This window comes from Verrucomicrobiota bacterium (assembly GCA_016871535.1).
Taxonomy (GTDB): domain Bacteria; phylum Verrucomicrobiota; class Verrucomicrobiia; order Limisphaerales; family SIBE01; genus VHCZ01.
In genome coordinates, this window is sequence record VHCZ01000066.1 from 1 (window position 1) to 25,993 (window position 25,993).

25 protein-coding genes and 3 pseudogenes are annotated in these 25,993 nt (G+C 59.3%); 13 read left to right on the forward strand and 15 right to left on the reverse strand.

Translation table 11 applies throughout. The features are described 5' to 3' along the window. Positions 1-64: 64 nt before the first annotated feature. From FJ398_11005 to FJ398_11065, 13 genes and pseudogenes are all read right to left on the reverse strand, one after another. Positions 65-497: pseudogene (locus FJ398_11005) on the reverse strand (DUF4411 family protein). A gap of 33 nt (positions 498-530) precedes the next feature. Further along, positions 531-1,355: pseudogene (locus tag FJ398_11010) on the reverse strand (ImmA/IrrE family metallo-endopeptidase). Between the two features lie 462 nt (positions 1,356-1,817). Further along, complete coding sequence (locus FJ398_11015) at positions 1,818-2,348, reverse strand: hypothetical protein (GenBank protein ID MBM3838475.1); 531 nt, start codon at positions 2,346-2,348, stop codon at positions 1,818-1,820. 64 nt (positions 2,349-2,412) lie between these two features. Then, a complete protein-coding gene (locus tag FJ398_11020) occupies positions 2,413-2,787 on the reverse strand; it encodes a Plug domain-containing protein (protein MBM3838476.1) in 375 nt (124 codons plus the stop codon). Between the two features lie 56 nt (positions 2,788-2,843). Then, on the reverse strand, positions 2,844-3,647 hold the full coding sequence (locus FJ398_11025; protein ID MBM3838477.1) for a hypothetical protein: 804 nt from the start codon (positions 3,645-3,647) through the stop codon (positions 2,844-2,846). Between the two features lie 120 nt (positions 3,648-3,767). After that, complete coding sequence (locus FJ398_11030) at positions 3,768-5,228, reverse strand: PLP-dependent aminotransferase family protein (protein ID MBM3838478.1); 1,461 nt, start codon at positions 5,226-5,228, stop codon at positions 3,768-3,770. A gap of 103 nt (positions 5,229-5,331) precedes the next feature. Next, complete coding sequence (locus FJ398_11035) at positions 5,332-6,273, reverse strand: methionyl-tRNA formyltransferase (protein ID MBM3838479.1); 942 nt, start codon at positions 6,271-6,273, stop codon at positions 5,332-5,334. A gap of 154 nt (positions 6,274-6,427) precedes the next feature. Beyond that, on the reverse strand, positions 6,428-6,670 hold the full coding sequence (locus tag FJ398_11040; protein ID MBM3838480.1) for a hypothetical protein: 243 nt from the start codon (positions 6,668-6,670) through the stop codon (positions 6,428-6,430). Beyond that, a complete protein-coding gene (locus FJ398_11045) occupies positions 6,670-7,251 on the reverse strand; it encodes a nucleoside monophosphate kinase (GenBank protein MBM3838481.1) in 582 nt (193 codons plus the stop codon). The genes FJ398_11040 and FJ398_11045 overlap by 1 nt, the downstream gene beginning before the upstream one ends. A gap of 52 nt (positions 7,252-7,303) precedes the next feature. Continuing rightward, positions 7,304-8,281 carry a hypothetical protein gene (locus FJ398_11050; GenBank protein MBM3838482.1) on the reverse strand — a complete coding sequence of 326 codons (978 nt, stop codon included), beginning with the start codon at positions 8,279-8,281 and terminating at the stop codon, positions 7,304-7,306. 221 nt (positions 8,282-8,502) lie between these two features. Further along, a pseudogene (locus FJ398_11055) lies at positions 8,503-8,718 on the reverse strand (addiction module toxin RelE). Positions 8,719-9,239: 521 nt separating this feature from the next. After that, positions 9,240-9,560: a hypothetical protein gene (locus FJ398_11060; protein ID MBM3838483.1), complete on the reverse strand. Its 321-nt coding sequence runs from the start codon at positions 9,558-9,560 to the stop codon at positions 9,240-9,242. Between the two features lie 12 nt (positions 9,561-9,572). After that, a complete protein-coding gene (locus FJ398_11065; GenBank protein ID MBM3838484.1) occupies positions 9,573-10,478 on the reverse strand; it encodes a hypothetical protein in 906 nt (301 codons plus the stop codon). 545 nt (positions 10,479-11,023) lie between these two features. On the opposite strand from FJ398_11065, the gene FJ398_11070 reads away from it, so the two are divergent. The 11 genes from FJ398_11070 (at position 11,024) to FJ398_11120 (ending at position 21,293) form a co-directional block, all read left to right on the forward strand. Further along, positions 11,024-11,869: a prepilin-type N-terminal cleavage/methylation domain-containing protein gene (locus tag FJ398_11070; protein ID MBM3838485.1), complete on the forward strand. Its 846-nt coding sequence runs from the start codon at positions 11,024-11,026 to the stop codon at positions 11,867-11,869. A gap of 242 nt (positions 11,870-12,111) precedes the next feature. Beyond that, positions 12,112-12,660, forward strand: coding sequence for a phosphopantothenoylcysteine decarboxylase (locus FJ398_11075; GenBank protein ID MBM3838486.1), 549 nt, complete (start codon positions 12,112-12,114; stop codon positions 12,658-12,660). A gap of 24 nt (positions 12,661-12,684) precedes the next feature. Then, entirely contained in the window at positions 12,685-14,109 is a 1,425-nt protein-coding gene (locus FJ398_11080) for a hypothetical protein (GenBank protein ID MBM3838487.1), read from the forward strand. Further along, a complete protein-coding gene (locus FJ398_11085) occupies positions 14,106-15,536 on the forward strand; it encodes a sigma-54-dependent Fis family transcriptional regulator (GenBank protein ID MBM3838488.1) in 1,431 nt (476 codons plus the stop codon). Before FJ398_11080 ends, FJ398_11085 begins: the two co-directional genes overlap by 4 nt. Further along, the gene (locus FJ398_11090; protein MBM3838489.1) at positions 15,533-15,916 is read left to right on the forward strand and encodes a hypothetical protein; all 384 of its coding nucleotides are present in this window, start codon (positions 15,533-15,535) and stop codon (positions 15,914-15,916) included. Before FJ398_11085 ends, FJ398_11090 begins: the two co-directional genes overlap by 4 nt. A gap of 24 nt (positions 15,917-15,940) precedes the next feature. Next, a complete protein-coding gene (gene hpnD, locus FJ398_11095) occupies positions 15,941-16,810 on the forward strand; it encodes a presqualene diphosphate synthase HpnD (GenBank protein ID MBM3838490.1) in 870 nt (289 codons plus the stop codon). 6 nt (positions 16,811-16,816) lie between these two features. Further along, positions 16,817-17,689: a Uma2 family endonuclease gene (locus tag FJ398_11100; GenBank protein ID MBM3838491.1), complete on the forward strand. Its 873-nt coding sequence runs from the start codon at positions 16,817-16,819 to the stop codon at positions 17,687-17,689. A 237-nt stretch (positions 17,690-17,926) separates the two neighbouring features. Then, the gene (locus FJ398_11105) at positions 17,927-18,718 is read left to right on the forward strand and encodes a dienelactone hydrolase family protein (protein MBM3838492.1); all 792 of its coding nucleotides are present in this window, start codon (positions 17,927-17,929) and stop codon (positions 18,716-18,718) included. Positions 18,719-18,739: 21 nt separating this feature from the next. Then, positions 18,740-19,480: a hypothetical protein gene (locus FJ398_11110; protein ID MBM3838493.1), complete on the forward strand. Its 741-nt coding sequence runs from the start codon at positions 18,740-18,742 to the stop codon at positions 19,478-19,480. A gap of 785 nt (positions 19,481-20,265) precedes the next feature. After that, on the forward strand, positions 20,266-20,586 hold the full coding sequence (locus FJ398_11115) for a hypothetical protein (protein MBM3838494.1): 321 nt from the start codon (positions 20,266-20,268) through the stop codon (positions 20,584-20,586). Between the two features lie 350 nt (positions 20,587-20,936). Further along, the gene (locus FJ398_11120; GenBank protein ID MBM3838495.1) at positions 20,937-21,293 is read left to right on the forward strand and encodes a hypothetical protein; all 357 of its coding nucleotides are present in this window, start codon (positions 20,937-20,939) and stop codon (positions 21,291-21,293) included. A gap of 331 nt (positions 21,294-21,624) precedes the next feature. Here the strand turns inward: FJ398_11120 and FJ398_11125 are convergent, their stop codons facing one another. Next, complete coding sequence (locus tag FJ398_11125; protein MBM3838496.1) at positions 21,625-22,617, reverse strand: DUF1998 domain-containing protein; 993 nt, start codon at positions 22,615-22,617, stop codon at positions 21,625-21,627. On the opposite strand from FJ398_11125, the gene FJ398_11130 reads away from it, so the two are divergent. Then, positions 22,582-23,040, forward strand: a complete 459-nt coding sequence (locus tag FJ398_11130; protein MBM3838497.1) for a hypothetical protein — start codon at positions 22,582-22,584, stop codon at positions 23,038-23,040. The genes FJ398_11125 and FJ398_11130 overlap by 36 nt on opposite strands. Before the next feature lie 7 nt (positions 23,041-23,047). Here FJ398_11130 and FJ398_11135 read toward each other — a convergent pair whose 3' ends face one another. Then, positions 23,048-23,545: a hypothetical protein gene (locus tag FJ398_11135; protein MBM3838498.1), complete on the reverse strand. Its 498-nt coding sequence runs from the start codon at positions 23,543-23,545 to the stop codon at positions 23,048-23,050. A gap of 438 nt (positions 23,546-23,983) precedes the next feature. On the opposite strand from FJ398_11135, the gene FJ398_11140 reads away from it, so the two are divergent. Beyond that, the gene (locus FJ398_11140) at positions 23,984-25,852 is read left to right on the forward strand and encodes a hypothetical protein (GenBank protein MBM3838499.1); all 1,869 of its coding nucleotides are present in this window, start codon (positions 23,984-23,986) and stop codon (positions 25,850-25,852) included. Positions 25,853-25,993: the final 141 nt, after the last annotated feature.

Consider the following 25,993-nt stretch of genomic DNA (forward strand, 5'->3'; position numbering starts at 1 on the left):
AATGCTCTCACGTCCCAAGGAGGAACCTCGCCTTTTCGTTGCGAAGCATTTCGTAAGGGCTTACTCATTTAACGCCGACTCCAATGCAAGCATTGGGAATCTTGATCTTCTTGGTTGAAGCTGCAGCCACCTCTTGCGTTACCACCGTGTGCCCATGAGCCAGTGCGTGAGCGACGAGATAAAAGTCGGCGACTTGCAGGAACGTGGCTGACCGCCGCCGGCTCGTAGTTTTGGCCGGTGGCCCAACTGCTCACCGTGGCCAAAGCTGGAAGGATCGCAGAATCGGGTTTCAGAAAGAAAGTGTCGCCTCGTCCGGCTGCCCAAGTTGCGAGTTCATCTGCGCCAGCTTGAATTTCATCGCCGACCTTTTCAGTGCTGAAAACCAACTTCTTCGCATTGGCCGCAATCAGCCAGTCCCAGAACGCCGGACAGAAATCCAAACCGTAATGCAAGTTCTTGACCTGAATGAAAACGTCAGAGTCCAAGAGGTAGCTCATGCCAGCCCCACCCCCAGGCTGCGTCCCAATTCTTTGAAAGGTTGAAAGTTTAGAAAAGCCAAGCATCCGGAAGGCATCATTATAGCGTGTTTGCCCTTCCAACGTGCTCGTGACCAATGCTGCCGCGAAGCGTTTGCTCACTCGGGCGGCTTGGGTCAGGTAGAAATTCCCTCCGGCTCCGCGCGGAATTGCCCGCAGCCGCTCCACCTCCGCGTGGTAGGCATCCCAGAATTCCTGCCGGGTCAACCCGCCCACGTCGAGAATGCGGCGCAAAATGACCAGCGTGCTCACCTTGAAACGTCTAGCCAGCCGATTGGCTTCATCCGGCAAAGCGGCAGCGGAATTGTATTCGTGGCGCATCAATTCGAGCGGCACGAGTAGTTCGGCGGCGACCTCGTTGCACCAGCGCTCCATATCCTGATCCGGCACCAATACCGGCTGCGAATCTGAGACGGCGAATTGGCCCAGCCAAATGTGAGCCAACTCGTGGGCCAGCGTGAACATCTGTCCTGCCTTGGTATCCGCACCATTGATGAACACCAACGGCGCCAGGTCGTCGGCCATCGCAAAGCCGCGAAATTCCCGTGGGTCCAAATGCCGATGGTTGTTGTTGTGAACCACTCCGTTGCACATCACCAGAATGCCCAAGCCGTCCGCCTGTTCAATGAAGTGGCGGAGTGCATCCGTCCAAGTCGGCATCTGCCGGCGCTGATTTACGTCGAACCCAAACGCCGTGCGGATACGTGCTGCTGTGCCGATAACGTCGTCCGGCACGCGCGCCGAACCCACAAACGCCAGCGGACTCTCACCCATTGATCGGGCGTAGTTCCGAAACCATTCTTGCCGTTGCGAGCGCATCGGTCATCCGTCGCCGGATCTCCTGGATACAATTTACGTCTGTCAGCCGGCACAACCAACCGCTCCATGTTGGAGCCGATCCGAGCTCGGTGATTTTCCGCGGAATCAGGAGTCCTGCAGCTGAAACGCCTCTTGAGAGCGTGTCCGAAAATTGCGCGGGGTCCTGCGGCGAGGGATTTTGGCTGTGGCCAAGGCGGCGAGGTCCGAGCATCCCCAACGCGGGCTGTAAGGACCGAGCCAACGCAGGCCACGGACAAAAGACCCGCCGCCCGGAGGGTTTTCGCGCCAAAGGCCGCCTGGCTTCGTTGCTCCTCAGTCGAAGATCCAGGGAGGATATTCTCCTTCGTCGCGCCTCGCCATCCGGCCTTTGGCGCGAAAACAGGACCCCGCGGAATTTTCGGACACGCTCTTATTCCTGATCAGTAAGAGCCTGCCGACAGGAAATGTCGGCGTTACCTTGGATCACTTCGCGGGCGCGGCCAACGCTTTGGCCGCGTCCTCTTGCAGTTTGTTGTACTGCTTCACCAACTCGTTGTATTGCTCGACGAGCTTGTTGAATTTCACGACGTTGGTGTTGCGTTCCTCGGCCAGCTTCTTCATTTCCTCGTTCTGGCGTTTGATGTCCTCGTTCTGTTTCTTGATGCTGTCGTTGGCCTTTTCGATGGCGATCTTGTAAACCTCGAGCTGGGTTTTCTGCGCCTCCGAATCGCGTTCCAGCTTCTCCGCCTTTTTCGAGATCGTCAGGATTTCCTGACGATTCGATTTGATGGTGTCCACCAATTCCGTCTTGAGCTTGTCCAGCCGCTCGACTTCCGCTTCGGTCCGTTTCACGGTCCCTTCGAGGGCCTGGATTGTTTTGGATTTGTCGAAAACGGTGTCGTTCAACCGGACGATTTCCGCGCGGAGTCTGGCTTCCCGGACCCACTGAAAAGCGCAAAGCCCGCAAAGCGCCAGCGCAAAGAAAGCCAGCAAATTGGTGAGGAACGTTCTCATGAACGGCTCTTGCGTTCCCGGAGGAATCCCATTGCGGCCCGAATGAACGTCCGGACAACCTGCCTCATCGGGCAAAGGGCAATCTCCGCAACACGTCCGCCACGGTCATGGCTCCGGTTCGTTCGATTTCCTTGCGATCGACGATATAGACCGGAGACGTGGTTTCCCGGATATGGCCGGCGCCCTTGACCTCGCGCGGGATTCGGGTGCCGGTCACGACGGATTTAGGCATCGTGACGGGCGTCTTGGCCGGTGCCTTCGCTTTGGCGACCTTGGCCGGCGCCTTGTCCTTCGCGCCTTTCGCTGGCGCCTTCCCGGCACTTTCATCGGCACGGAGAGGAGTCTGGCTTAACATCAGCAGAGCGCACACCATCGCGCTGACCGAGGTGATGGATTTCCAAATGACGCACGAAGTGGGAGGGCGATTCGTTGTCTTCATGGAAGTAATCTAGAACCCCGCGCCCCACTCTGCACCAAAAATCTTCGCCCCACCGGCTATCTCACGAGTTTGCACTGCGTGAAAACGATCCCGCCGCCCTGCAATCCCGCGCACTTGCCCTCAAAGATCACGGATTCGCCGACTTCCAGCAACCGAACTTCGCGCCGGTTTCCCGACACGCCGACGAGCACTTGCCCTCCTTTGGTGCTGTAAACGGCGTTGAACTCCTCTGGAAACGGCAGCTCGCAGACCACGCGTTGGGTTCCTTCCGGCGACCCGAGAAACACTTCGGTCTTTCGGACGAAAAGCTTTTCATCGAAGCGCTCGATCCGTCCCTGAATGCGGAAGACCTTTCTCCGGTAACGCGCGTCGGCGGATCTGGGCTCGGTTTTGTAGTGTTGGGCAATTTCCTCCACGGCGACGACGTCTGAGTTTTTCAACTCTGGCAACGACGAAATCGGCGGCACCGTCCGCACCGGCGTCACTCGACCTGGATCAGCCGGCGACGCAGCGCGCGTGGATGACCGCCGTGGCTCCTCCGCAACCTTCGCGGCCTCACCGCGAACGGTTGTGATCTCGCGCTTGATCTTCTCAAGCTCCGCCGTTTTCAGGCGCAGCTCTCGCAGAAGCTCGGACGGGCTGAAACGTTTTCGCACCTCAACCGGCAAGTCCGCGAGAAGAATCCGGCTCGCGCCCTCGCGATGGCTCAAGGTGATCGCATCGCAATCCACATCCTGGATTTGCACATCTCGAAACACCTTTCCGCTCAAGGTCGTGAGATCCTCTCCGCGCGCGCTGGAGATCCCAAGAACCCAAGCCAACGCGAACACCAGCCCACTGCGCATCACAGGTTTGTTCATAAACATTCTTAGAAACAGGGCATCTAAGCGCGGCCCGCAAGTAGTCCCGGCTTTAGCCGGTTTTGTGCGCTGGCCGGCTGAAGCCGGGACTACATGCAGGCCAAATGAGATTTCTGCTGATCAACCATTCAACTCGTTGACAATGATTTTGCCGAGCTTCGCCAGCGCTTCATCGAGACGCGGCGACCACGGATTGCCGCAATTCAAGCGGATGTAATTCTTGAACTTTTTCTTCGCCGAAAAAACCGGTCCCGGCGCGATGCTGATTTTCTCGGCCAACGCGCGCCGGTAAAGTTGCAACGAATCGACCGCTTCCGGCAAGCCAATCCACAGCACCTGGCCGCCGGTGGGCCGGGTGACGGTCGTTCCGGATGGAAAATAACGTGTGACCGCTTCGGTCATGCGCTGGACCTGTCCGGCATAGAAGCGGCGCAATTTGCGAAGATGATGGTCGTAGCCGCCCGTCGCCAGGAAACTCGCGATCGCCATCTGCGGCGGCGTGGCCGTGGCGCTGGTGCAGACGTACTTCAAGTATTCAACCTGCGCCCTAAAGCGTCCCGGCGCCGTCCAGCCCACGCGATAGCCGGGCGCCAGAGTCTTGGTAAAGGAATCGCAGAGCAACACCCATCCCTCGCGGTCGAAAGCCTTGGCAACCTTGGGCCGCGCCTCTCCGAAAGTGAGGTTGCCGTAAATGTCATCCTCGATCAGCGGAATCTGGCGCTCGGTAAGCAACTCGACGAGCCGCTTCTTTTTGTCGTCCGGCATGCAACTGCCGAGCGGATTGCTGTAGTTCAGCGTGAAGAGGCAAGCCTTGATCCGGCAAGGTCCCAGGCGGGCGGCCAGCGCATCGAGGCAAATTCCTTCCCGCGGGTAAGTCGGGATTTCGCAGGCGCGCATGCCCAGCGACTCGATGATTTGCAGAATGCCGAAGAAGGTGGGCGACTCGATAGCGATGGCATCGCCCGGACGCGCCACGGCGCGGAGGCACAAGTGCAAGGCTTCCGTTGTGCCGCAAGTCACGACGACGTCGTCCGGCGAGAGCATGCAGCCGCTTTCCAGCGCGCGCCGGGCCACTTGCGCGCGCAGGTTCGCGTGGCCGGGAGCGGGATCGTAGCTGTTGGCTTGCACCGGAAAGCGGCGTCCCACGGCCCCCATGACGCGGGTCAGCTCAGCGGTCGGGAACAACTCCGGACTTGGCATCGTGGCGCCGAATCGGACGAGGCCTGGGTCTCGGGTCGCTTTGATCACTTCCATCACCAGATCGCTCACCTGCACTTTGCTGGCCCGCGGCGCCGGAGCAATCATCTCGGGCTCAGGCGGCGGCACCCACTGACGGGCGCGAACGTAATACCCGGACTGAGGCCGCGCCTCGACCAATCCCCGGCTTTCGAGGAGACGGTAGGCCTGAGTGACGGTCGTGACGCTGACCTGCTGATGTTTGTGGAGCTTCCGGACGGAGGGAATTCGTTCCCCGGGCCTCAAAGTTCCTTCTTCAATGAGGCGCGTGATTTGAGCCGCAATCTGCTCGTAAAGTGGGTGGGCCTCAGAAACGGTGGTTGCCGGGGCTGTGTCTCGAATCATACGTTCAGCCTTTCACGGCGGCATCATAAGGGCGCCGAGACTGGCTGGCCAATGTCACTTTTTGAAAATCTTCCCAGTACAGTTCAATTCCGAAACTCCATCCTTACTTCAGCGCCTCGCCGGGCTTGATCCCGTGCCCGGTCAGGAACGCTTGCGCGGTCAGACGCCGGCCGCCTTCAAGCTGGAGACTTAGAATCCGGAGCGCGTTGGCGCCACACCCAACAACGATGCCGTGCTTGTCGGCCCGAATGATCTTTCCGGGCAGCGGCTCCGTATGTTCTTCAACCGTGGCTTCCCAGACTTTGACGAGCCGCGTTGCACCGTTGAGTTCCATCGTGGTGAATGTTCCCGGCCAGGGTGTGAGCGCGCGGACACGATTCCAGAGGCTGCGCGCAGACTCGTGCCAGTTCAACCGGCCGTCTTCCTTGGTGATCTTTCGGGCGTAACTCGATCCCTCCTGAGGTTGCTTCCGTGGAACTACTTTGCCGCTGATGAAGTCTGGAATCGTGCTCAGCAACAACTCAGCGCCGATCTGCGCCAGCCGGTCGTGGAGCGTCTGTCCGGTGTCCGCGGTTTGGATGGGGGTGAAGCGTTGCGATAGAATATCGCCGGTGTCGAGACCGGGATCCATTTTCATGATGGTCACTCCAGTCTCGGCTTCGTCGTTAAGCATCGCCCACTGGATCGGCGCGGCGCCTCGGTATTTCGGCAGGAGCGAGGCGTGGACGTTGACGCAGCCGTGGTCAGGCAAATCAAGGATGCTGGCAGGCAGGATTTGACCGTACGCCGCCACGACAATCAGCGACGGCTGGAACTCTTCCAGCTTGTTCACGAAGGCCGGGTCGCGCGCGCGTTCCGGCTGCAGCACCGGCAAAGCGAGTCGAATCGCCTCGGACTTGATGGGCGACGGCTGGAGCTGCAAATCGCGTCCCTTGGGGCGGTCCGGCTGAGTAACGACCGCCGCGACCTGGTAAGCTTGACTTCCGGCCAGGGCGGCCAGACTTGGACACGCCAGTGGCGCGGTGCCGAAGAAAACGACCCGCAATGGTCCTTGCGCAGAATTGGTTGAATTCAAGGTCGTCCCAGGAAGTTTAATGTAACAGGAGGAAACGGAGGCAACAGAGACCGAGCACGAGTTGGTGTTGATTCGGTGCTGGCCTCTGTTTACTCCGTTAGCTTCTATTTGATTTGGGTCAGTTCTAGCGGAGCAACCGTGTGGCCGGACGCGGTTGGCCGGTGGGGCGCGCGGGCTTTGAGGGGGCAGTCACCGCCGCACCGGAGACGGTTCGTTTTCCCAGCGAGGTCGCGCAGCGGGTGCAGAGAAACTCGTACAATTCTCCGGACGGCAAAACCAGCAGGAGCTTCTCCCGAACGGGTTGGCTGGCTTTGCACTTGGGACAGTAAAGCTCGCTCGCGGTGAAATTTCGGAACTGCTCTCTCATCACATGCCTAACTTAGCCAGAACTCGCAGAATATCGCGCAGCACGTTCACCGGAGTTTGGGTCGCGTCGATATGGTGCACCAGATCCGCGCCATGGTAATCGAGCAACGGTTTGGTCTCACGCTCGTATGTTTCGAGGCGAGTTCGAATAACTTCCAGATTGGCATCGTCCAGCCGGTTATCGTGCAGGGCGCGGCGCTGCAGGCGGCCGACCAGTTTGTTTATGTCCGGACAAGTGAAGTAAAAGATCGCGCGGACATCGAGCGTATCGCTCAGCATTTCCGCCTGATGACGGTTGCGGGGAATGCCGTCCAGGATCAGGGTGTCGCGCTCGGGGTTGAACCGGCCCGTCTGGGCTTTGATATTCTCGCGCCAGAGCCGCACGGTCGGTTCATCCGGCACCAACTCGCCCCGGCTTGAGTACTCGAGAAAAACTCGACCCAGTTCCGTATCGACTTTCAGGTTCCTAAACACCTCGCCGCAAGCGCAGTGGTAGAAATTCGGGATCGTGCCCAGAATCTTGCCCTGGGTTCCTTTGCCGGCGCCTGGAGCGCCGAAGAGCAGTACGGTTCGATATTTCATGAACGACTCTGGCCGATGTGCCTCCACGCTGGATCGACGGAACTGGATGAACTCACGCTTTGGAATCTCTTCGCCGCACCTGGATTTCCTGGATTTCGGTGAACGAGATCTGGGCTTCCGTGCCGCCTTTCAGCACTTGCACGTGCATGTCCGTCATCGAAATGCGAGTGATGCGTTTGGCGGCGTATTCCTGTTTGCCGGTGCGAATGATCACCATGAGGTCTTTTTCCGGACCCGTCGCGATCAAGGGGAAAAAGCCCGCGAGTTTCGATTCAAAAAAACGGCGATTGAAAGTCGTCTCGCCCCGCTTGAACACCGCGCCGTCCAGGGAAGCGGCTACGGGTTTGGACTTTTTATCGGTGGCGATCCCCAGGCCGGCCGCGGGCGCCGGGCCGGTCTTCTTGCCCGTCGCCAGGGGATTGGAGACCAGGGCTTCTTGGGCCGCCGCCGCCGCGTCCAATTCAGGTTCGGCCTCCAGACCGGCATCGCTGCTGGGCAAAGACAGGAAAATAATCGGCCCCACAAACGGAAGCACTGCCGACACGCCGCAAACCAGCGCTGCCGGACGTTGCCGATAGACCGCCACTTCATAAGCACCGTAAAGGTTGACCAGAAAGAGCACCGCGACAATCAGAAGACCAACTGGCGTTCCCAGGGAGGCAAACAGTCCCGTCTTGGGCAGGCGTTCCAGGCGCGGGACGTCTTTGATGACGATTTCCTTTTTGATTTTCTCCTTCTTGGGTTCCGGCGGAGTGTCGATGAATGGCTCGACCAACTTGGCCGCCTGCGGGTTCTTCACCAATTCCTTCAACGTTTCCTGAGTGAACTGGCCCCACCCGATTTTGGGCGTGAATCCCCCGATTTCCCGGCGAATGACCACTCCGAAATCATCGAAGCTCGCGGCTTCGCCCCGATAAGCGTCGCCGTTGAGCAACTTGAACTCCGCCGCCATCCCAGAAGCGGCCCAAAGGCAGCCGACGCCGAGCACGAACCATAGCAAACGAAACACGCGCATGACGTCGTTCTCCATAACAAAGCACCGGGAGAGGCGAAAGCAAAATCACTCCGGACGGGCAAGTCCTTCAAGTCCTTGCAAGTCATAAGGGGAATCCCACGTTTGACCAGGCGAGGTTGGACGCAGATCCCCTCCTGGAAGGGAAAGGCTCATCTCGATTCGCTCAGCCTAGCCAGAGGCTCCTCAGAGGAAAGAGCCAATTGTTGAATTGTGAGATGTGACCGTGATTCTCTGATCAGGTTGGTTTCCCTCAACTCCAGCAGCAGGTGATAATGGTTATCCATCAGCGCGAAACAGTGCAACCGAACGCGAAAACGCCCCACCATCTCCGCGATGACTTCCAGCAAATGCTGCCGATCGCGGTGGTCCCGGAGGATGGATTTTCGCTCATTGCCGCGCGCGCTCACATGATACCAACCGCCCGCCTTCTCGATTCGCAAAGGCCGTGCCATGGGCTGCAACCTCTTATGCCATTGCAGCCGGTCAGAGGTGGTGGCGGTGAATAAGTTGGGCGAGAACGTCCGCGCTACGCCGGCCGTCGCAGGTGACACGCTCTACGTCCGCAGTGCCGGGCATTTGTGGGCCTTTGGCGAGACAAAGACCGCGAACCCTTAAGGCGGAAATAAGGACTGCGCGGGAGCATGAACTGGGAGGTGCAAAACTTTGTTGCAGGGAACGTGTTTAGCGTGGGTAGGGACGCGCTGCGCGTGTCCCACTTATCTCCGTGCGGCGAACGACTTCCAATACCAGCAACGGTGGAACCACCACGGCTAGGTTTTCCCAGCGTCTGCTTTCGATCCGACGAGCGCGCCAGCGAAATATCAGGGACGCGAGGCACCGCGAGGCACCGCATCCCTACCCACGCTAAACACATATGTTGCACGTGCAACAAAGTCTTGGGATGCCGCCGAGGCAAGTCTTTCGATTCATTCCGGTTTCGCGGATTTCGCGGTTCCAGCTCTCCACTTCGAATCTATTGCAACTGGAGTCGGAAAAATTTGGCCGCTTCAGCCGGTTTCACATTCACTGTGTTCATGCCGTCGATTACTGTTGGAGCCTCCACGACATGCTTCCAGCCATCGGTCCCGGTCAACGAACCGGACGCCTGGAGCTTGTAGCCCGTGGATGGCGCAGGCCAGGCCACGTTGATTTGATTTCCGGCTGCGGCCAACGTCAGTTTCTTGCGGGCCACCGCACCCGCAACCCGGACGGGAAGCGAAGTCACGTAAGGCTGCCCGACCACATAAAGTTTCGTTTCGTCCGCGGAAAGGCAAATGCCGTTCGGCCGGGACATGTTCGTGACCACTTACTGGACGGTGGCATTGCCGTTCGTTTGAAAAAAGCGATAGACGTACAGGCCCGGTTGAAAACCGCGCGGAAAGGAAGCGCCGCTGGGCAGCGCCAAGCCGCTGTCGTATCCCGGGTCCGTGAACCAGATGGATCCATCGGATTTGATCGCAAGATCGTTCGGCGAATAGAACTTCGCCCCATTCGTGTATTGGGTGAGCAGCGGCGCGGAGACGCCGTTGGACATGACGGCCACCCTGAGTGCGGCGCTACCGGCCTGGCACGAAATCAATCGCTCGTGGAGGTCGAGCAGATTGCCATTATACTTCGTGTTGGCGGGTGGCCGGAGGAAATCGGTGAGTCGGTTGGGCGGCACCAGTTTTTTGAGCCGGTCACCGCCGATGTCGCTGAAGACCAGATAACCGCCATCCGACGGAACCCAAACCACGCCCTCGATCCACGAATCCAGCGTCGCCATCCGCGTCAACACCGCATTCGTCGAAAGGATTTTGTCGAATCCCACCGGATCGCCAATATCGAAAATCCCGGTTCGCACATAAACATCCAGGCGCGCCACCCGGCTGGTCGCCGAACCGTCCGCGTTGGAGGCGATCGCCTGGTAAGCGCCGGATTGGGCGCGTTGAATATCGGGCAGAACAAGGCTGTTGGTCGCACCCGGAATTTCCACGCCGTTGAGGCTCCATCGAAAGTCGATCGGCGCCGTGCCAGTTGCGGCAACACGGAGCGTCGCCGTGCCGCCCACGGGGATCATCCGACCGGACGGCTGCGTCGTGATCTTGGGCTGAGCGTTGGCGACGTCAAACGAAGCGCACGCCAGCCATAAGCTGGCAGCCAACGCGGTGGCGGATCGCCGCCAACGACCGGACAGGCAAGGGAAGCGAGTGGAGTGGGAAATAAGGTGCATGGGAATTCCTTTCTCGATCAGCGGGCATTCTTGTCCGCATGGTTTGTTGGGTCTGGCGCTAAACCGGCCTGAGGAGACTCGCCTCACCGCGCACGCTCAAGAGGCCGGATCGACCGAGCTGGAATGAATCGATTTCACCTTCCGGCCGCAAGCGGAAGGTAAGCCGGTCCGGTTCGGCGGGACAAGCAGAAATCAAGGGATGGGACATGAAACCGTCTCTTCGGAACTCTGTGCAATGGCGACCTCAAATCCCGACAGTCAGCATGTGGTTATGGCGGATTCAAGAAATTGGCCTCAGGCAAGGCGGGTGCAGAGAAGGCCTGAACAATCTTAGTGTCAAGGGTGACATTCTGCGAACCGCCGACAAAGTCCACGGACCTGGGAGCTTGCCGACGCCATGCCGATTACAAATCGGCGATACAGCGGATTGGAAATCTGCGCTACGCCCACTGATAAACTCGTGGATGCACCGGCCGCGTTCTTGAGGCTTCGTTCGTATTCGACAGGTACCTGGGAGTTGCAGTATAGTCCTCCCAGAGCGCGGCATGAACTTACCGGTTTCATTGGCGACGATCACGGAGGGAACCTCGACGCTCGATTTTCTCACCAATCCTCATGGCGGCTCGCGTGTTCACATGCTCGGCCATGTCGAACAGCGCCGCACCGGTTTCACGCTCATTGAACTGCTGGTCGTCATTGCTATCATTGCGATCCTGGCGGCGATGCTGTTGCCCGCGCTGGCCAAGTCTAAGAAGACGGCGCAGCGCGTGGCGTGCGCGAGCCAATTGCGGCAGTTGGCGCTCGCCAACACGCTTTACTTGGATGAACACGATCAGAAATTCCCCTCGCACGTAGGAGGACCGGTCCTTTCCTATTACGGGTGGGCGGGCAAGAAGGGCACGGAGTATTTGGAAGAGGAGCGATTCATCAACCCTTATGTGACCGTGACGCGCAAAGTGAACCAAAAAGATAACGAGGGCGTCTTCCGCGTCTTTCGCTGTCCGAGCGATCGGGGCGCGGTGAAAGGCCGGTGGTCTGCCGATCGCAAGCCGTCGCTCTTCGACACGTTTGGGTGCAGCTATTTTTACAACAGCGGGGGCAACTCGAACGGGACGCTGGGGCTGCATGGCAAACGGACCGCGCAAATCCTCTCTCCCAGCCGCGTTGTCCTGGCAAACGACTACGCCTTTTCTGCCTACGGATGGCAACAGGAAGTGCCCGGGCCCGCGTCACAACCGTTTCAAGCCAGCTTCTGGCACCATGACAAGGCGCTGGGATGGGGGAACGTCGCGTTCGTGGACAATCACATCGATTACCTCCAGGCAACCTACAACAAGCCCAATTACCAGACAGGCGTGAGCTGGACCTTCATCTTCGACGGCCCCAAGTAGAATCCGCCATTCCCTCGTGCGTGGATCGATGTCTGATTTCTGACGCCGAATGCCGAAAGGGTGCCGGAATGACGAAGTCGGAACGGGCTGCCAGCCCGTATTCGGCAGAAACATGCCGACGAAGAGGGCGGCAGGCTGGTAGCCTGCCGCAACAGGCCAGTGGCCTGTTCCACCCCAGAGGCATTTTCGAAAGCAACGATTGTGTAGTTATTTCGGAGACACCACTCTAGGATACGCCCGACATGAACTCGCCCAAGCGAATCGTTCTGGGGGTCACCGGATCCATCGCCGCGCACCGGGCCGCCGATTTGGCCAGCTTGCTCACCAAACAAGGCTGCGCCGTCCGGGTGGTGATGACGGCTGATGCGCTCCGATTCATCACGCCGCTTCCGTTCAAGACGCTTTCCCGCCATTCCGTGATTACCGATCTATACGACGAAGAGGAAGGCTGGAAACCGACACACATCCGGCTGGCGGACGAAGCGGATTTGCTGTTGGTGGCCCCGGCGACGGCGCAGACGATCGCGAAACTGGCGTTGGGCCTGGCGGACGACGCGCTCAGTTGCGTGGCGCTGGCGTTGAACCCGAAAGCGAAAATCCTCGTGGCGCCGGCGATGAACGGGAAAATGTGGTTGCACCCCGCCACGCAACAGAATGTTGCGGCGCTCAAGGCGAGGAAGGTCGAGTTCATCGGCCCTGAGGAAGGCATGCTGGCGTGCGGTTATGAAGGGATTGGCCGACTCTGGCCCGTCGAAAAGATCAGCGCGCGGGCATTGGAACTGCTATCGTAAGGAGCGAAACGCCATGCTGAACGGATGCGGATGAATCTTCGTTGGCAGACATTCAAACAGCTTCCGCGATTGCTCACGGTCCCGGCGGCGGACCTGGAGCAGCAGATCGCCCGCATCCAACTGATGGAACGCAGCATCGGTCTTCCGGTGAAGGCGGCGGTCATTGTGGTCCTGGCCTATTATCTCTTTCTTTCCAATTGGTTTGATGAACTGAGTCCTCGCGGCGGAGGAGCTTCCGCGCCGCCGCCGCAGATTGAGCTGAAAATCATCCGTCAGTTCTTTCTGATCTACGTCGTCGTCAACGCCGGCGTGGCCGGCCTGCTGCTGGCCATGGAGAAAGCGCCGCGATTCTGGGTTCAGTGGGTGGTGTACGGCATCAGTGTCATGGATGCGTTGTTCCTGGCGGGGCTGACGTCGGTGACGGGCGGAGTCGATAGCGTGCTCTACTGGGTTTTTCTGGGCCTCATCGTGCGCAACGCCGTCAGCAATCCCATCGCGGCCCGGCAGATCATTCTGAATGTCATCGTGAATTTCTGCTACGTGCTGGTCGGCGTCGCGGAGGTGGTCACGGCGCATTGGCGCAAGGAGTATTGGGAGGAGGAGTTGCTGAGGCAATTCGAGCAGACTCCGCAGGACTACGCGCCCGAGTCCTTTCTCCTGCGGCTGACATTGCTGATTTTCATGACGGCCTGCTGTTACGGCGTGCAAGTCTTGCTGGACAAACAGCGCCTGGCGGATTCCGAGTCGCGCGAATACACGCTGCGGCAACAGCAGTTGCAGGCCACGGGCCGGCTGGCCGCGGAAATCGCCCATCAGTTGAAAAACCCGCTCGGGATCATCAACAACGCCGCGTTCACACTCCAGCGCACGGTCAAAGAGGGCAAAACCATCACGCAGCAGATTCAAATTATCCGGGAGGAAGTCGAGCGATCGGATCGGATCATCACTGAATTGATGGGTTACGCACGATTGACCGAGGGCGCGGTCGAGCGATTGAACGTCACGGAGGAACTGGAGAAGGCCATCGAACGGGTTTTCCCATCGGGGGCGAAATACGAGGCGCGCATTCACCGCGAGTACGCCCCGGCCTTGCCGCCGCTCATGATGCAGCGCGGCCACATTTCGGAAGTGTTCGTCAATGTCCTCCAGAACGCGCGCGAAGCCATGAGCAGCAAGGGCAATATCACCGTCGCGACCCGTTACGGTGAGGATTATTCGGTCATTGTGACGATTTCAGATGACGGGCCGGGGATTCCGACGCAGCATCTGCCGAAGGTTTTCGAACCGTACTTTACTACGAAAGAAAAAGGAACCGGCCTGGGGCTGGCGATCGCCAAACACAATACCGAGATCTACGGCGGCTCGGTGGAGGTCGAATCCGAGCCTGGAAAAGGCACGCGCTTTACCATAAACCTGCCGGCAAAGACCGTAATGAGAATTCGCCGATGAACGCAAACCTGCCGCCCTTGCTCGTGGTGGATGATGAGAAAAACATGCGCCTCTCGCTCGAGGCGGTTATGCAGGACGAAGGCTACAAGTTCCGGGCGGCAGACTCCGCCGAGCAAGCGCTCCGGCTCCTGGAACAAGAGCAATTCTTCATGGTGATCACCGACGCCCGCCTCAGCGGCATGAGCGGGTACCAGTTCCTCGCCCACGCCAAAGCCCGCTGGCCTGAACTTCCGATTCTGGTAATCACCGCCTATGCCACGCCCAAATTGGCGGTCGAAGCGATCAAAGCCGGGGCCATCGATTACCTGGCCAAACCTTTTGCTCCGGAAGAATTGCTGCACGCCGTCGCCCGGTGCGCGGAGCGTTTCCGGCTGCTCATGGAAAACGCCGCGCTCAAAGCTCGCGCCGGCGAACCTTACCGGCTCGATCAGTTGATCGGAGAATCGCCCAATGTTCAGGAACTGCGGCTGCTCATCCAAACGGTCGCCCCGACCAACGCCACAGTGCTCATCCTGGGCGAAAGCGGCACGGGCAAGGAATTGATCGCGGGCGCTCTCCATAGCCTGAGCCGGCGCTCGGAGGGCAATTATGTCCGGATCAATTGCGCCGCCATCCCGGAGAATCTGCTCGAAAGCGAGTTGTTCGGGCACGAGAAAGGCGCGTTCACCGGCGCGCTCAAACAGAAGCACGGCCGCGTGGAGGAAGCCGACGGCGGCACGATCTTTCTCGACGAGATCGGCGACATGAGCCGGTCACTCCAGGCGAAGCTGCTGCGCTTCCTGGAGGACGGCACGTTCACGCGCGTGGGCGGCAACCAGGAATTGCGCGTCGATGTCCGCCTGATCGCCGCCACGAATCGCGACATCATCGACGCGATCCGGGAGAATCATTTTCGCGAGGACCTGTTCCACCGGCTGAATGTCGTCCAATTCCGCCCGCCGCCGCTGCGGGACCGCGGCTACGACATCGTACTGCTCGCCGAGCATTTTCTGAAGCATTTCAGCCTGTCGATGAACAAGCACATCAAGGGCCTGTCCAAGGCCGCGCAGCAGCAACTGCTCTCGCATCATTGGCCCGGCAATGTGCGCGAACTCCGGAATGTGATTGAGCGCGCCGTCATTCTGGAATCCAGCGACGAAGTCCAGGTCACGAGCCTCCCGGACTTTCAATTGGAGGCGCGGCTGCGCAAATCGGGCGTGCCGACTATCCCGGTCACCAATTCCCTGGACGATTCGATGGCGAAGTTCGAGCGGGAGTTGATCACCTCGGTGCTGGAGCAGAACCATTACAGCCTGAGCAAAACTTCCGACCAGCTTAAGATCAGCCGGCACGCGTTGCGCTACCGAATGCAACGCTTGAACATTAGCGCAGACGCCGCTATTGATGAAGATACGTCGGTCGCAAACGAAAAGGAAACATCACGATGATTGGATCTGGAGAATGGCTGCCCTTGCTGGCGCAAATGGAGGTTACATTGAGGCAACCCCTCAGCAAAGTCCCCGGCTTGCTTTTGCGGGACGTGGTGCTGATCGTGGTCATGGCCTTGTGCCTGTTGCTCGCGTTGATGGCCTGGGTCAGGTATCTGTACCGCCGGCGGCGCACGAAGAAGCACGTGGATGACGCGCAAAGGGTCTATCGCGGAAACAGCCCGGCGGAGGACGAGGAAACAGAACCCGAAGCGCCCGAAAGCCGCCGGCGCTACAAATACCGCTGGAAACGACGCGGCCATCGCACGCGGAATCCGACTCTGGCAGAAAGCGGGGGGCTGCCGCATCCGCGAGCCAGTGAGCCGACCAAGCCTTCCTGAACTTCACGGTTGACCTCAACGGGCATGCAAGTCAGCGAGTCGATTACTCGTAAAAGCGCCTCCAACCTCGCGCTGGCCTTCATTCTCCTTCCGAAGGAGCGGCGCGCCGGCATGGCCGTGCTTTACGCCTTCTGCCGCGAAGTCGATGACATCGCCGACGATGAGTCCTTGCCGATCGAGGAACGCCGGCGACGCCTGAGTCTGTGGCGATCGGATGTGCGTGCGGCCTGCGAGGGCGGCGTTCCCGATCTTCCGGTGGTTCGGGAACTGCAGCCGGTCATCGCTCATTACGGCCTGACATACTCCCGCTTCGACGAACTCCTGCGCGGAGTTGAGATGGACCTGGATATCAAGCGCTATGCAACTTACGCGGAACTCGACGAATACTGTTATCGCGTGGCCTCGGTCGTCGGCTTGCTGAGCATCGAAATCTTCGGCTACGAAAATCCAGGCTGCCACGATTATGCCGTCTATCTGGGCAAGGCCCTGCAACTCACGAACATTCTGCGCGACGTCCGGTCGGACGGGGAGCGCGGCCGGATTTATCTGCCGATGTGCGAACTGCAGCGGTTCGGCGTGACGCCGGAAGACATTCTTGAATGCCGGTACTCGGCTCGGTTTTACGAACTCGCGCAGAGCGTGGCCGGCCGCGCGCGGGGATTCTATTTGCAGGCTGGCCAGGCGCTGCCAGCCGAGGACCGGCGCTCGATGGCCAGCGCCGAGTTGATGGGATCGGTCTATTGGCGGCTGCTGGAGAAGCTGGAACACCACCGGTTCAACGTGTTCGATTCCGCCTCGACGCGCCTGAGCAAAACTCAAAAACTTTTTCTGATTGGCCGGACCTGGCTCCGGGTTTGGCGCGGCGCGCTGACTCCGAATTATGGAGTGTCGTAAGCTCCGATGGACGCCCCCCCCCATAGTCCCGGCCGCCCGATGAGGCTGGAGACGAGCGCCGGGCCTCTGGAGGATGGGGATTGCCTGAATGCGAAAGAATTCCTGCGGCGTTGCGAGGCGCTTCCCCAACCGGCAAAAGTCGAACTGGTCGAAGGCATCGTTCAGCTTGATCCGCTGCGGAACTCGCCGCAATCCCTCGGTCCGAGAAGTGTCATCACGGTGTGTTTGGAACGATACGCGAGGGCGACGCCTGGGCTGCGTTTCGCCGCGCAGCCCCTGGTTCTGCTCGATCGGGAGAACGTTCTCCGGCCCGACGGCGTTCTGCAAATCCTTCCTCCCCACGAACGTCCCCCGCTCCCGTCCTGCGGACACCCTCTTGAGGGAACGGCAGAGGGGGGCGCCCAGCGAGACAATGTGCGAAGTTCTGCTTGCGAGAGTTCTCTCCCCGAAAACGCACCCCATGTGCCGGCTATCAATCGCATCGCAGGCGCGCCCGAATTGATGGCCGAGGCGATCTTCAGCCGGGGGATAAACGATCTGCGCGCCAAACTGGCGGCGTATCGGCGCAATGGCGTGCGGGAATTCATCGCCTGGCGCGTGTCGGAAAACCAAGTCGAGTGGTTCCAGATGGACAAGGGCGAATACACGTTGAATCTTCCGGGGCCAAACAATACCATTTCCAGCCGCGTGTTTCCCGGATTGGTGCTGAATCTGACGGCGCTGCTGACGCACGATCAAGCGGGATTGGCGCGGACGTTGCAGGCCCGGCTCAATCAGCCCGATCACGAAGCTTTTGTGAAACGGCTGGCGGCTCGGAAACTGGGGGCTGGTTACTGTGCAGACCGTGGAATTGACGACAGATCGACCGGAGAACCGTAGCGCAGATTTTCAATCTGCCGTATCGCCGATTTCAATCGGCAGGGCGCCGGCAAGTCCCAGCGTGCTCGGACTGGGAGACGCCCCGCAGAATACAATTCTGCGATACGGCAGAGTGCAACTCTGCGCTACGAGCTTTGTCGTCCATCCCGCGGATCAAGCAGTAGCTGCTTAGCCTCCGCAGCCAATTCGTTACAGCGTTCAAAGGTTAAATCGTTAAATCGGTTAAATGGGCTGAGTATGACGATCAAAGACAACGAATCCATCGATGTGCAGACCCCCACGGGCCCGATGCGAACTTACATTTTTCGACCCGCAGCGGCTGGCCGTTATCCGGGCGTTCTGCTGTATTCCGAGATCTTCCAAGTCACCGGGCCGATTCGCCGGACCGCCGCTATGCTCGCCGGGCACGGCTTCCTGGTGGGTGCGCCGGAAATCTATCATGAATTCGAGCCTGCCGGGACGGTGCTGGCCTACGATCAGGCCGGGGCGGATCGTGGCAATGCGCTCAAGACCACCAAAGAACTGGCGAGTTACGACAGCGATGCCTGTGCGGCTCTGGCATGTTTGAAATCTCATCCCGTTTGCACGGGCCGCATCGCAGTGATGGGGATTTGCATCGGCGGGCATCTTTCCTTCCGCGCCGCGATGAACCCGGACGTGCTGGCCGGCGTCTGCTTCTACGCCACCGACATCCACAAACGCGGCCTCGGCAAAGGCACGCGCGACAACACGCTCGATCGGATCAAGGAAATCCAGGGGGAGATGCTCATGATCTGGGGCCGGCAGGATCCGCATGTGCCACGCGAAGGCCGGGCGTTGATCTACAACGCCATGACCGACGCCGCACTGAATTTCACCTGGCACGAGTTCAACGGCCAGCACGCGTTCATGCGCGACGAAGGCTATCGCTACGATCCGGCCCTGGCGCACCTGTGCTATGCGCTCGTAATCGAATTATTCAAACGCAAGCTGGGCGAGGGCGATCTGCCGGAGACGCGCGCCGGAGCACCGAGCGAATCCAGGCATTAAACGACTGCTCAACGCCGATCTTTGGTCGATAACATCCCGCGCGAAAAGATTGCGGCCCACCACCGCGAGGAGACGCACGTGCTGGCCCGGCAGATTCTCCAGACCGAAGCCAATCTGATTCCGGAGTTGCCATTCACACCCGCAACAAGTATTGTCCGCCGCATGCCCAAAAAGATTCGGCGTGTCGCATTTGCCTTATGTGCCACGTGTATCGTCGCAGCGGCAGAGGTTGATACGAACCGCATCTCTCTGCTTTCCAAACTCAGTCTCGAAGACGTCCTCGTAACCTCGGTCTCCAGGAAACCCGAGAAGTGGTTCCAAGCGGCCTCGGCCGTTTCGGTGATCACAGGAGAGCAGATGATTCGTTCAGGCGTTCGCACGTTACCGGATGCGTTGCGCCTTATGCTCGTCAGGTCCGCTCCCCCCATCACACTGATCAGGATGGCTTCCGCATCCGGGACGAGTTTCCCCTCATCCAGGAGCGGGCAGAAATACTGGTCGTGGCTGTTGATCGAGCCGCAATACGTGAATACCAAGCCCGGCTGGCCTTGCCGTTGTCAGTGGGAGTTCTGGGCGGGATTCTGGCCGGTCGAGGGACGGAACGGTAGCACGCGAACACCGCCGCGACGTTCTGCAAGTAGTCTTCGCCTTCGGACTCGTCGGATCCCGAACAAAACCGTCCTCGCTCTTGATACCTCCCTGCAAAGCGTTGAATATGCTCGAAACAACTCCGTTAGCTGTCATGACCTCACCGCTATTTAGCCCAGACGCTGCCGTGCGCTTCGACGCCTCGATTTCTGGGCCGCACGCAAATCGCAGGCGAACGTGGCCACGTGGTTGTTGAGGAGCAGCCAATGGCTGGCTCATGCTGGTCGGCCCGAGCCCCGGCGGTATGGCTTCTTCGGCGGACAGTTGGCGAGGCGGGCCGCGTCGCCCCATTGACTCCCATGCGTATGTTGGGCGAGATGCCGGGAAGATCGACTACTCGACAAACAAAGGGCGCAATGCGCGATGGCAGATGCTGGCAGCAGCAGCATTCAGACGCACGGAGCACGCGTTGGCACTTACTACGGTTACGAACCTCGATTGGGGACACAACGCAGACCACCGGCGCATTCCAGAGTCGTACCTCAGTCGAGGCTGCGATTACGTATTCGACGTTATGCTTCAGTCCAAGCCGCGCATTGTCATCACTCTCGTCCGGCGCACTTGGGACGTTTTGTCCACCTATCTTGCGCGTCACGCGGAGTCTTTCCCAGCGCCGCCGACGGACCTGATTCAGGATTTCATCGTTGTGAGATTGCCTCGCTGCGGGTTCAGGACGCTTGTCCTCAGGTCGCCGCAGCATCCGTCGAGGCACTTTTTTACACGATCCCATGCTAGCCTTATCAAAAGGACAGTTACATGGTTCACGAGAAATGACAGCTAACCAATCGCTCGACCAACAGCCATGAGCGCCGTGTCTGGCGTCCTTGCAGATTCTTGGCCCTCGGCGGCGCTCATGGCTGTCAGTCAGCTTCGTCGTTAGGCCATTTCGCACTCGCGCTATGAAGCATCCCTCACGAGCCATTCTCAAGGCAATCGAACGCAACTTCCACGAAGTGATTCGCGGCCGCGTCGCGTTGCTACATGAGCCGCCTGCCAACCTTAAACTCCCGAGGCTCGACGAAACCACACCAACGACAGAGGACGAGCGAGCTTGGTTTCCTGTGCCCGGGATGTGTGGCGGCTTTGCGTATTGGCTCGATCTAACCTCCGAGCCTCCAAAGCTCATCAGCGAGAGTTGGTGTCGTGTGTGCGAGGGTTCCGGAGAGCGACACGAGATCGACACCGCCGGCAGCAAGCTCGTAGCTGAGGGCTTCGTCTGAGTCGCGCCCATACCCCATGAATGATCCGGACACAATCATGCACCTCGACTGGGACGGCCCTTTCCGCTTCGCCGCCGTTTCGCAGCTTGTCGGCCCGACCGACTACGGCGTTTACCAGATCTACGGTGGCCAACTGGGCACGTCACCGCGACTTGCTTCCGGAGGTTTCTGGCGCCCGCTGGTCGAACCGCTTCAACTCAATTCCGAACTACCACGCTTTCAGCGATCAGGAGGTTTCCGGTGCTCAACCAATGGCCTACCCCGCGATTGCGCCTCGGTTTCATATCTGGCATCACTGGCGCGGCGTCGGTGAGTCGTGTCGTTAGGCACAAAAGGTCCGCAGCATCACCATGAAAACACTGAAGACAACAGCGATCTTGTTCCTAACGGTCGCCCTGGTCGGCTGTGCAAGCCACCAGCAGATAATGTCGGAACGGCTTTCGCAGAGCGCAAATGCCTTCGTGGGCAAGAACGCTGACGACCTGCTCAAGGCAAAAGGGCCTCCAGATGCCACAGCCCGGCTTTCTTCGGGTGAGCAGTTGTGGACATACCGCGCGACACAAGCCGGGACGCGCAAGGGGTGGACGATGACGATTGGCGGCGGAGGGAAGCGTCATGCGCCAGATTACATGACCTGGAGGGAGAACACGAACTTTGTCATCGGAGCAGATGGGCTCGTGAAGAGTTTCACGGTAGCAGTGGAATAATGCCGAGAGGATTATCGAATGACCGCACGAACATTCATCAAAATCAGCGGCTTCGGAGGGATTTTGCTCGCAGGATGTCTCGCGCCGCAGCGCGCACCAACGAGACTAGAGATTCGAGCGGTCCGCTGGTCGGCAAGGGCGACATGCTTTCTTCGCTCATTACGTCCAGCATTGATTGATGACGTGGCCTAACAGGAGAAAGGAATGTAGAGAACGCGGGAGGAGGCCAATCGGGGAATGAGGACGACGGCTTCCGGTCGGCCCAGCAGGGCGCGGATTTTCTCGGCGAGATAGTTCAGCGTGTGGCGAGGCGGAAACCATGTTTATGAATTCATCCGACGGAAGTCAGTCCGAAGACTGCTGGATATTCCGCAATCTGTTCCTCCATGCTCCGATCGTATCGAATGACGAGGACACGGTAGCCACGATTGACCAACTCCGTGCGGCACTCGCGGTCGCGCGCAACCTGGGCCGGTTCGTCGTGAACGGAGCCGTCGCAGAAAACGCAGACGTTCGGCGTGTAGAAGAAGTCCGGGATGCAGCGTGGCTCGGTGATTGGCCGCTGGGCTTCGTCCGGCAGGCGGTGGAAACCAGCGGCCAGCGCCGTGAGGAAATTGCGCTCGATGTCGGAGCGGGAATCGGTGAGTGAGCGCAGCCAGGCCAGATGGGCATTCCAATCCCGACCGGCGATGCGCGGGAACGTGCGACTGCCCGCCAGATCGAGAAGGTGCTGGCGCAAGTTATGACGGTCTAGCGTGAGAGATTCGTATTGGTTGCCGAAGCTCATCAGACACTCGTAACAGGCAGCCAAACAGGTTGGCCGCTGGTCGTTGCCAGCGGCGTCGAAGTGACAACGTTCCAGCGCCTCGACAGCAAGCCGAGCGACGGCATCGGCCTCGTCCACCAGGCGGCGCAACGCCCCAACGCCACCCTCACCAGACTCAAAGAACAAAATGGCGCGTTGCTCGCCTTCACCGACCCGTTCCGCGCCAAGCTCGGATTCTTCCAGTTGGAACAACTGTTCCATGCCTCGATGCAGAGCGTATTGAAGCGTTGCCTCAATGCCGCTATCGCTGCGGAGTTCGGGCCGAAGCAGGCGCACAAGCAGGATGTTTTGCGTGGACTGGACGGCGAGTTGCAACCGCTCCAACCGGCGCGGGCGGGGCGCTGGTCCGGCGGCGGGAGGCGCGGCCTTGAGCACTTCACCGCTCTCCATATCCACCAAAAACCCCGGCGCATCTGCCGTGCGCCAGCCGCGATTTACCCGCAGCAGGGTTGAAGCCGGCCCATAGGTGAGGCGCAACACTGGCGTCTGCCCAACCATCACATCCGCCTCGCGAACCCGCCTGCCGCCGCCCGCTTCGGTGGCGAACTGGTAGGCCACGCTGAGGTCAAATCCCCGCCGCTGAAAGTGAGTATAGACAGTAATCAGTGTCCAGTAATCAGTAGTCAGTTGGAGAAACAGATCTCCCCGTCACTGAATACTGATCACTGCTCACGGATCACTTTCCAGGTCAGTGACACCGGCATCGGCATGACACCCGAACAACTGGGCAGATTGTTCCAGGCCTTCACGCAAGCGGACGCGAGCACGGCGACGAAATATGGCGGCACGGGTCTTGGCCTGGCGCTCTGCAAGAAGTTTGCCCAAATGATGGGGGGTGACATCTCGGTCCACAGTGAATACGGCAAAGGATCGAGGTTTATTCTTACGCTTCCGGGCGCAGTTGGAGAGAACAGGAACTGAGAATTGATCATCGCGCGCCGCTTTCTCGAGCGAGGACTTCCTGCATTGCGAGCACGTCAAGCTTGTCCTTTTCCCGCCAGGAGCCCTGCTTGAGAAAGATCAGGTCCAACGGATGCAAATAGGGAATGCGTGCGTCCCCAACCTCAAGGTGTCGGAAACGGGGCTGGAAATCCTTCCAACTTTTGCCTCGCATTCGTGTGAAGATGTCGAGGTCAAATTCCTCCATCACGCGAATGGAACCTTCCTTCGGCGCGAAATCTTCCAATGTCAATTCGCGAGCCCAGCCTTCACCCCAATGTGAAAGGCAATCGAGCAGTCTCTCGAGATTCGCAGGGGCGTCATCCACCAGCACATCTGCGTCCAGCGTCAAACGGTCGTAACCATTGAAGATCACCGCCAGGCCACCGACGACAGTGAAATCAATTTGGCACTTGGCGAGATCGACCAACAGTTTTCCGAACCGGGAAATAGTCTCCTTCGACTCGGGTGAAGGCTCCGTGGACATGCTGTTTGAGAAAACGCGTGAGATCTTCGAGTTGATTGAGTTTTTGAAACGGAGTTCTGCGCCGGCCCACGACTTTGCCAATGGGTTGTTGCATGATGGGCTGATTTTCCGGGTGCATTCTCGAACGCAATGTAAATCCACTTCAGAACGAAACAAAGGAAATAACGATCTTCATTCGCTTCCTGATTTGTTTGCCAGTCGCGGCTGAGGCGAGCGAACGAACCGGACCGCGACCGGTCCCCGGTCGCAGCGCGTGAATGTTGCTGTTGCTTTCGTCTTTTGGGATTCGCCTACTCTGGGTGCTGGGGGCCGGGAGGTCCCGCGCTCCGCCGCAAAGTGTTTGAGCCAATTCCCAGCATTCGCCATTGCTCGCGGCGAGAGAGCTCGTTACGCTGGCGCCGTTGACCACGGACCTTCGGCTCAGGCGTTGGAACTATTATGCGGCGAGCGCTCCTCCGAACGCGATTGACCTGCGCGATCTCGGTTCTTCTTCTTTTCAGCAGCCGTACCGCGCCCGCGCAGAACCGCGTCCTCGAACTGGACGGCCAATCCGGCACGGTGGAACTGCCCGCGAAGGTCTTTTGGGGGGTGAAGGAGTTCACGTTGGAGACGCGGGTGAAACCCGCCCAGTTTGGGAAGCATGGCCGTATCCTGTTTGCCGGATCGTATGCCAGGGAAGCCCGCTCCTTCCTGATGCATTTGGAACAGCCCGCGGCGGCCAACGGATTTTCCACTGTGCTTCGGGAAATCCGAAACTTTCGACCCATCACATTGAGCAGCGATCTGCCTCTTCAGCCCGGACGGTGGTATCATATTGCCGTTGCCATTCGGGGCACGCGCTTGCAGACCTCCATCAATGGCGTTTTGATGAACGAGGCTGAGTTGGCGCGGGAAATTGAGCCGGCCAGCGAAGCCAGTCCTTTTTCGTTCACCCTGGGTCCGACCTTTGCGGGACAGATCGCTGAACTGCGCCTTTGGAACAAAGCGAAGGAACCAGCAGAAATTCGCCAGGCCATGTTCGGACGTCTCCGTGGTGGTGAATCGAATCTAGCTGGCCTTTGGAATTTCGAGGATGGTTCAGCCAAGGACCTGACAAATCGCGGCCACGATGGCACTCTTTCCGGCACCGCCAAAGTCGTATCTGCCGAAAGACCACAGGCGGGCGACCTCCAGGTGTTACCCCAAGCGCTGGTCCTCGACGGCCACGAGTCGTACGTTGAACTGCCGCCCGACGTCTTCAGCTCGCTGAGCGATGCGACCTTGGAAGCCTGGGTGCTCTGGACAGCCTTTGATGGCTGGCTCAATAAACAGATCTTCAGTTGCGGCCCGGCTGCCCAAGACGTTTGGCTGAGCAACTTGCGGGGTGGCGCGCCTCACCTGGCCTTTGCCAACCCGGCGGGACGCCAGCTCACGCTGGCGGCCAAGAATACCCAGTTGGAAGCGGCCAAAAAAGAGGCCGATGATGCCAACTCCGCCAAATCGCAATTCCTCGCCAGCATGTCGCACGAATTGCGCACGCCGCTCAATGCCATTATCGGGTACTCGGAAATGGTGCAGGAGGAACTGGAAGAGATGGGCGACAAAGCGCTCGTGCCTGACCTCCAGAAAATTCAAGCCGCCGCCAAGCATCAACTCGGCTTGGTGAATGACATTCTGGATCTCTCCAAGATCGAAGCCGGGAAGATGACGTTGTTCGTCGAGGAGTTCGACGTGGCCAAGCTGGTCCGCGAAGTCACGGCCACAGTTCAACCGTTGGTCGCGAAGAAGGCGAATCGGCTCGAAGTGGACTGCCCGGCGGACGTCGGGACGATGCGGTCCGATCAAACGAAGCTGCGGCAGGTGTTGTTCAACCTGATCTCCAACGCGGCGAAGTTCACGGAGCGCGGCGTGATTCGTCTGAGCGTGGAGCGCGGGGGAGCGCGCGCGCCTCGCGTGCCGGCTGAGGCGCCCCGCCTCAGCCACTCGGGGGCGTCCGAAGGGTCAAAACCGCTTTCGTCCGGGAGTGCGTCAGGAGAAGGTTCCGGCGAGGGCGCCGGAACCGACACGCGAGGCGCGTGTGCTCCCCAGATCAGATTTTGCGTGAGCGACACGGGCATTGGCATGACGCCGGAGCAACTCGGCAAGCTCTTCCAGGCCTTCACTCAAGCCGACGCCAGCACGTCGAAGAAGTACGGCGGCACGGGACTCGGCCTGGCGCTGTGCAAGAAGTTTGCTCTGATGATGGGTGGGGATATCGCGGTCGAGAGCGAGCAGGGGAAAGGATCAGTGTTTGTGGTGTGGTTGCCAGTTGCCGTGGACGAGCCTTGAACGAGACAAATCGGCACTGCGATTCAGACAGTGGGGAGGCTGCCCGTAATCCCTCGTAAAAGCGCTTAATTTTCCACGTCGGCTATCCTCTAGTGGTTTTTTTGCACTGGAGGCTTTTTTGTGCTTGTGAGCTGTATTTAA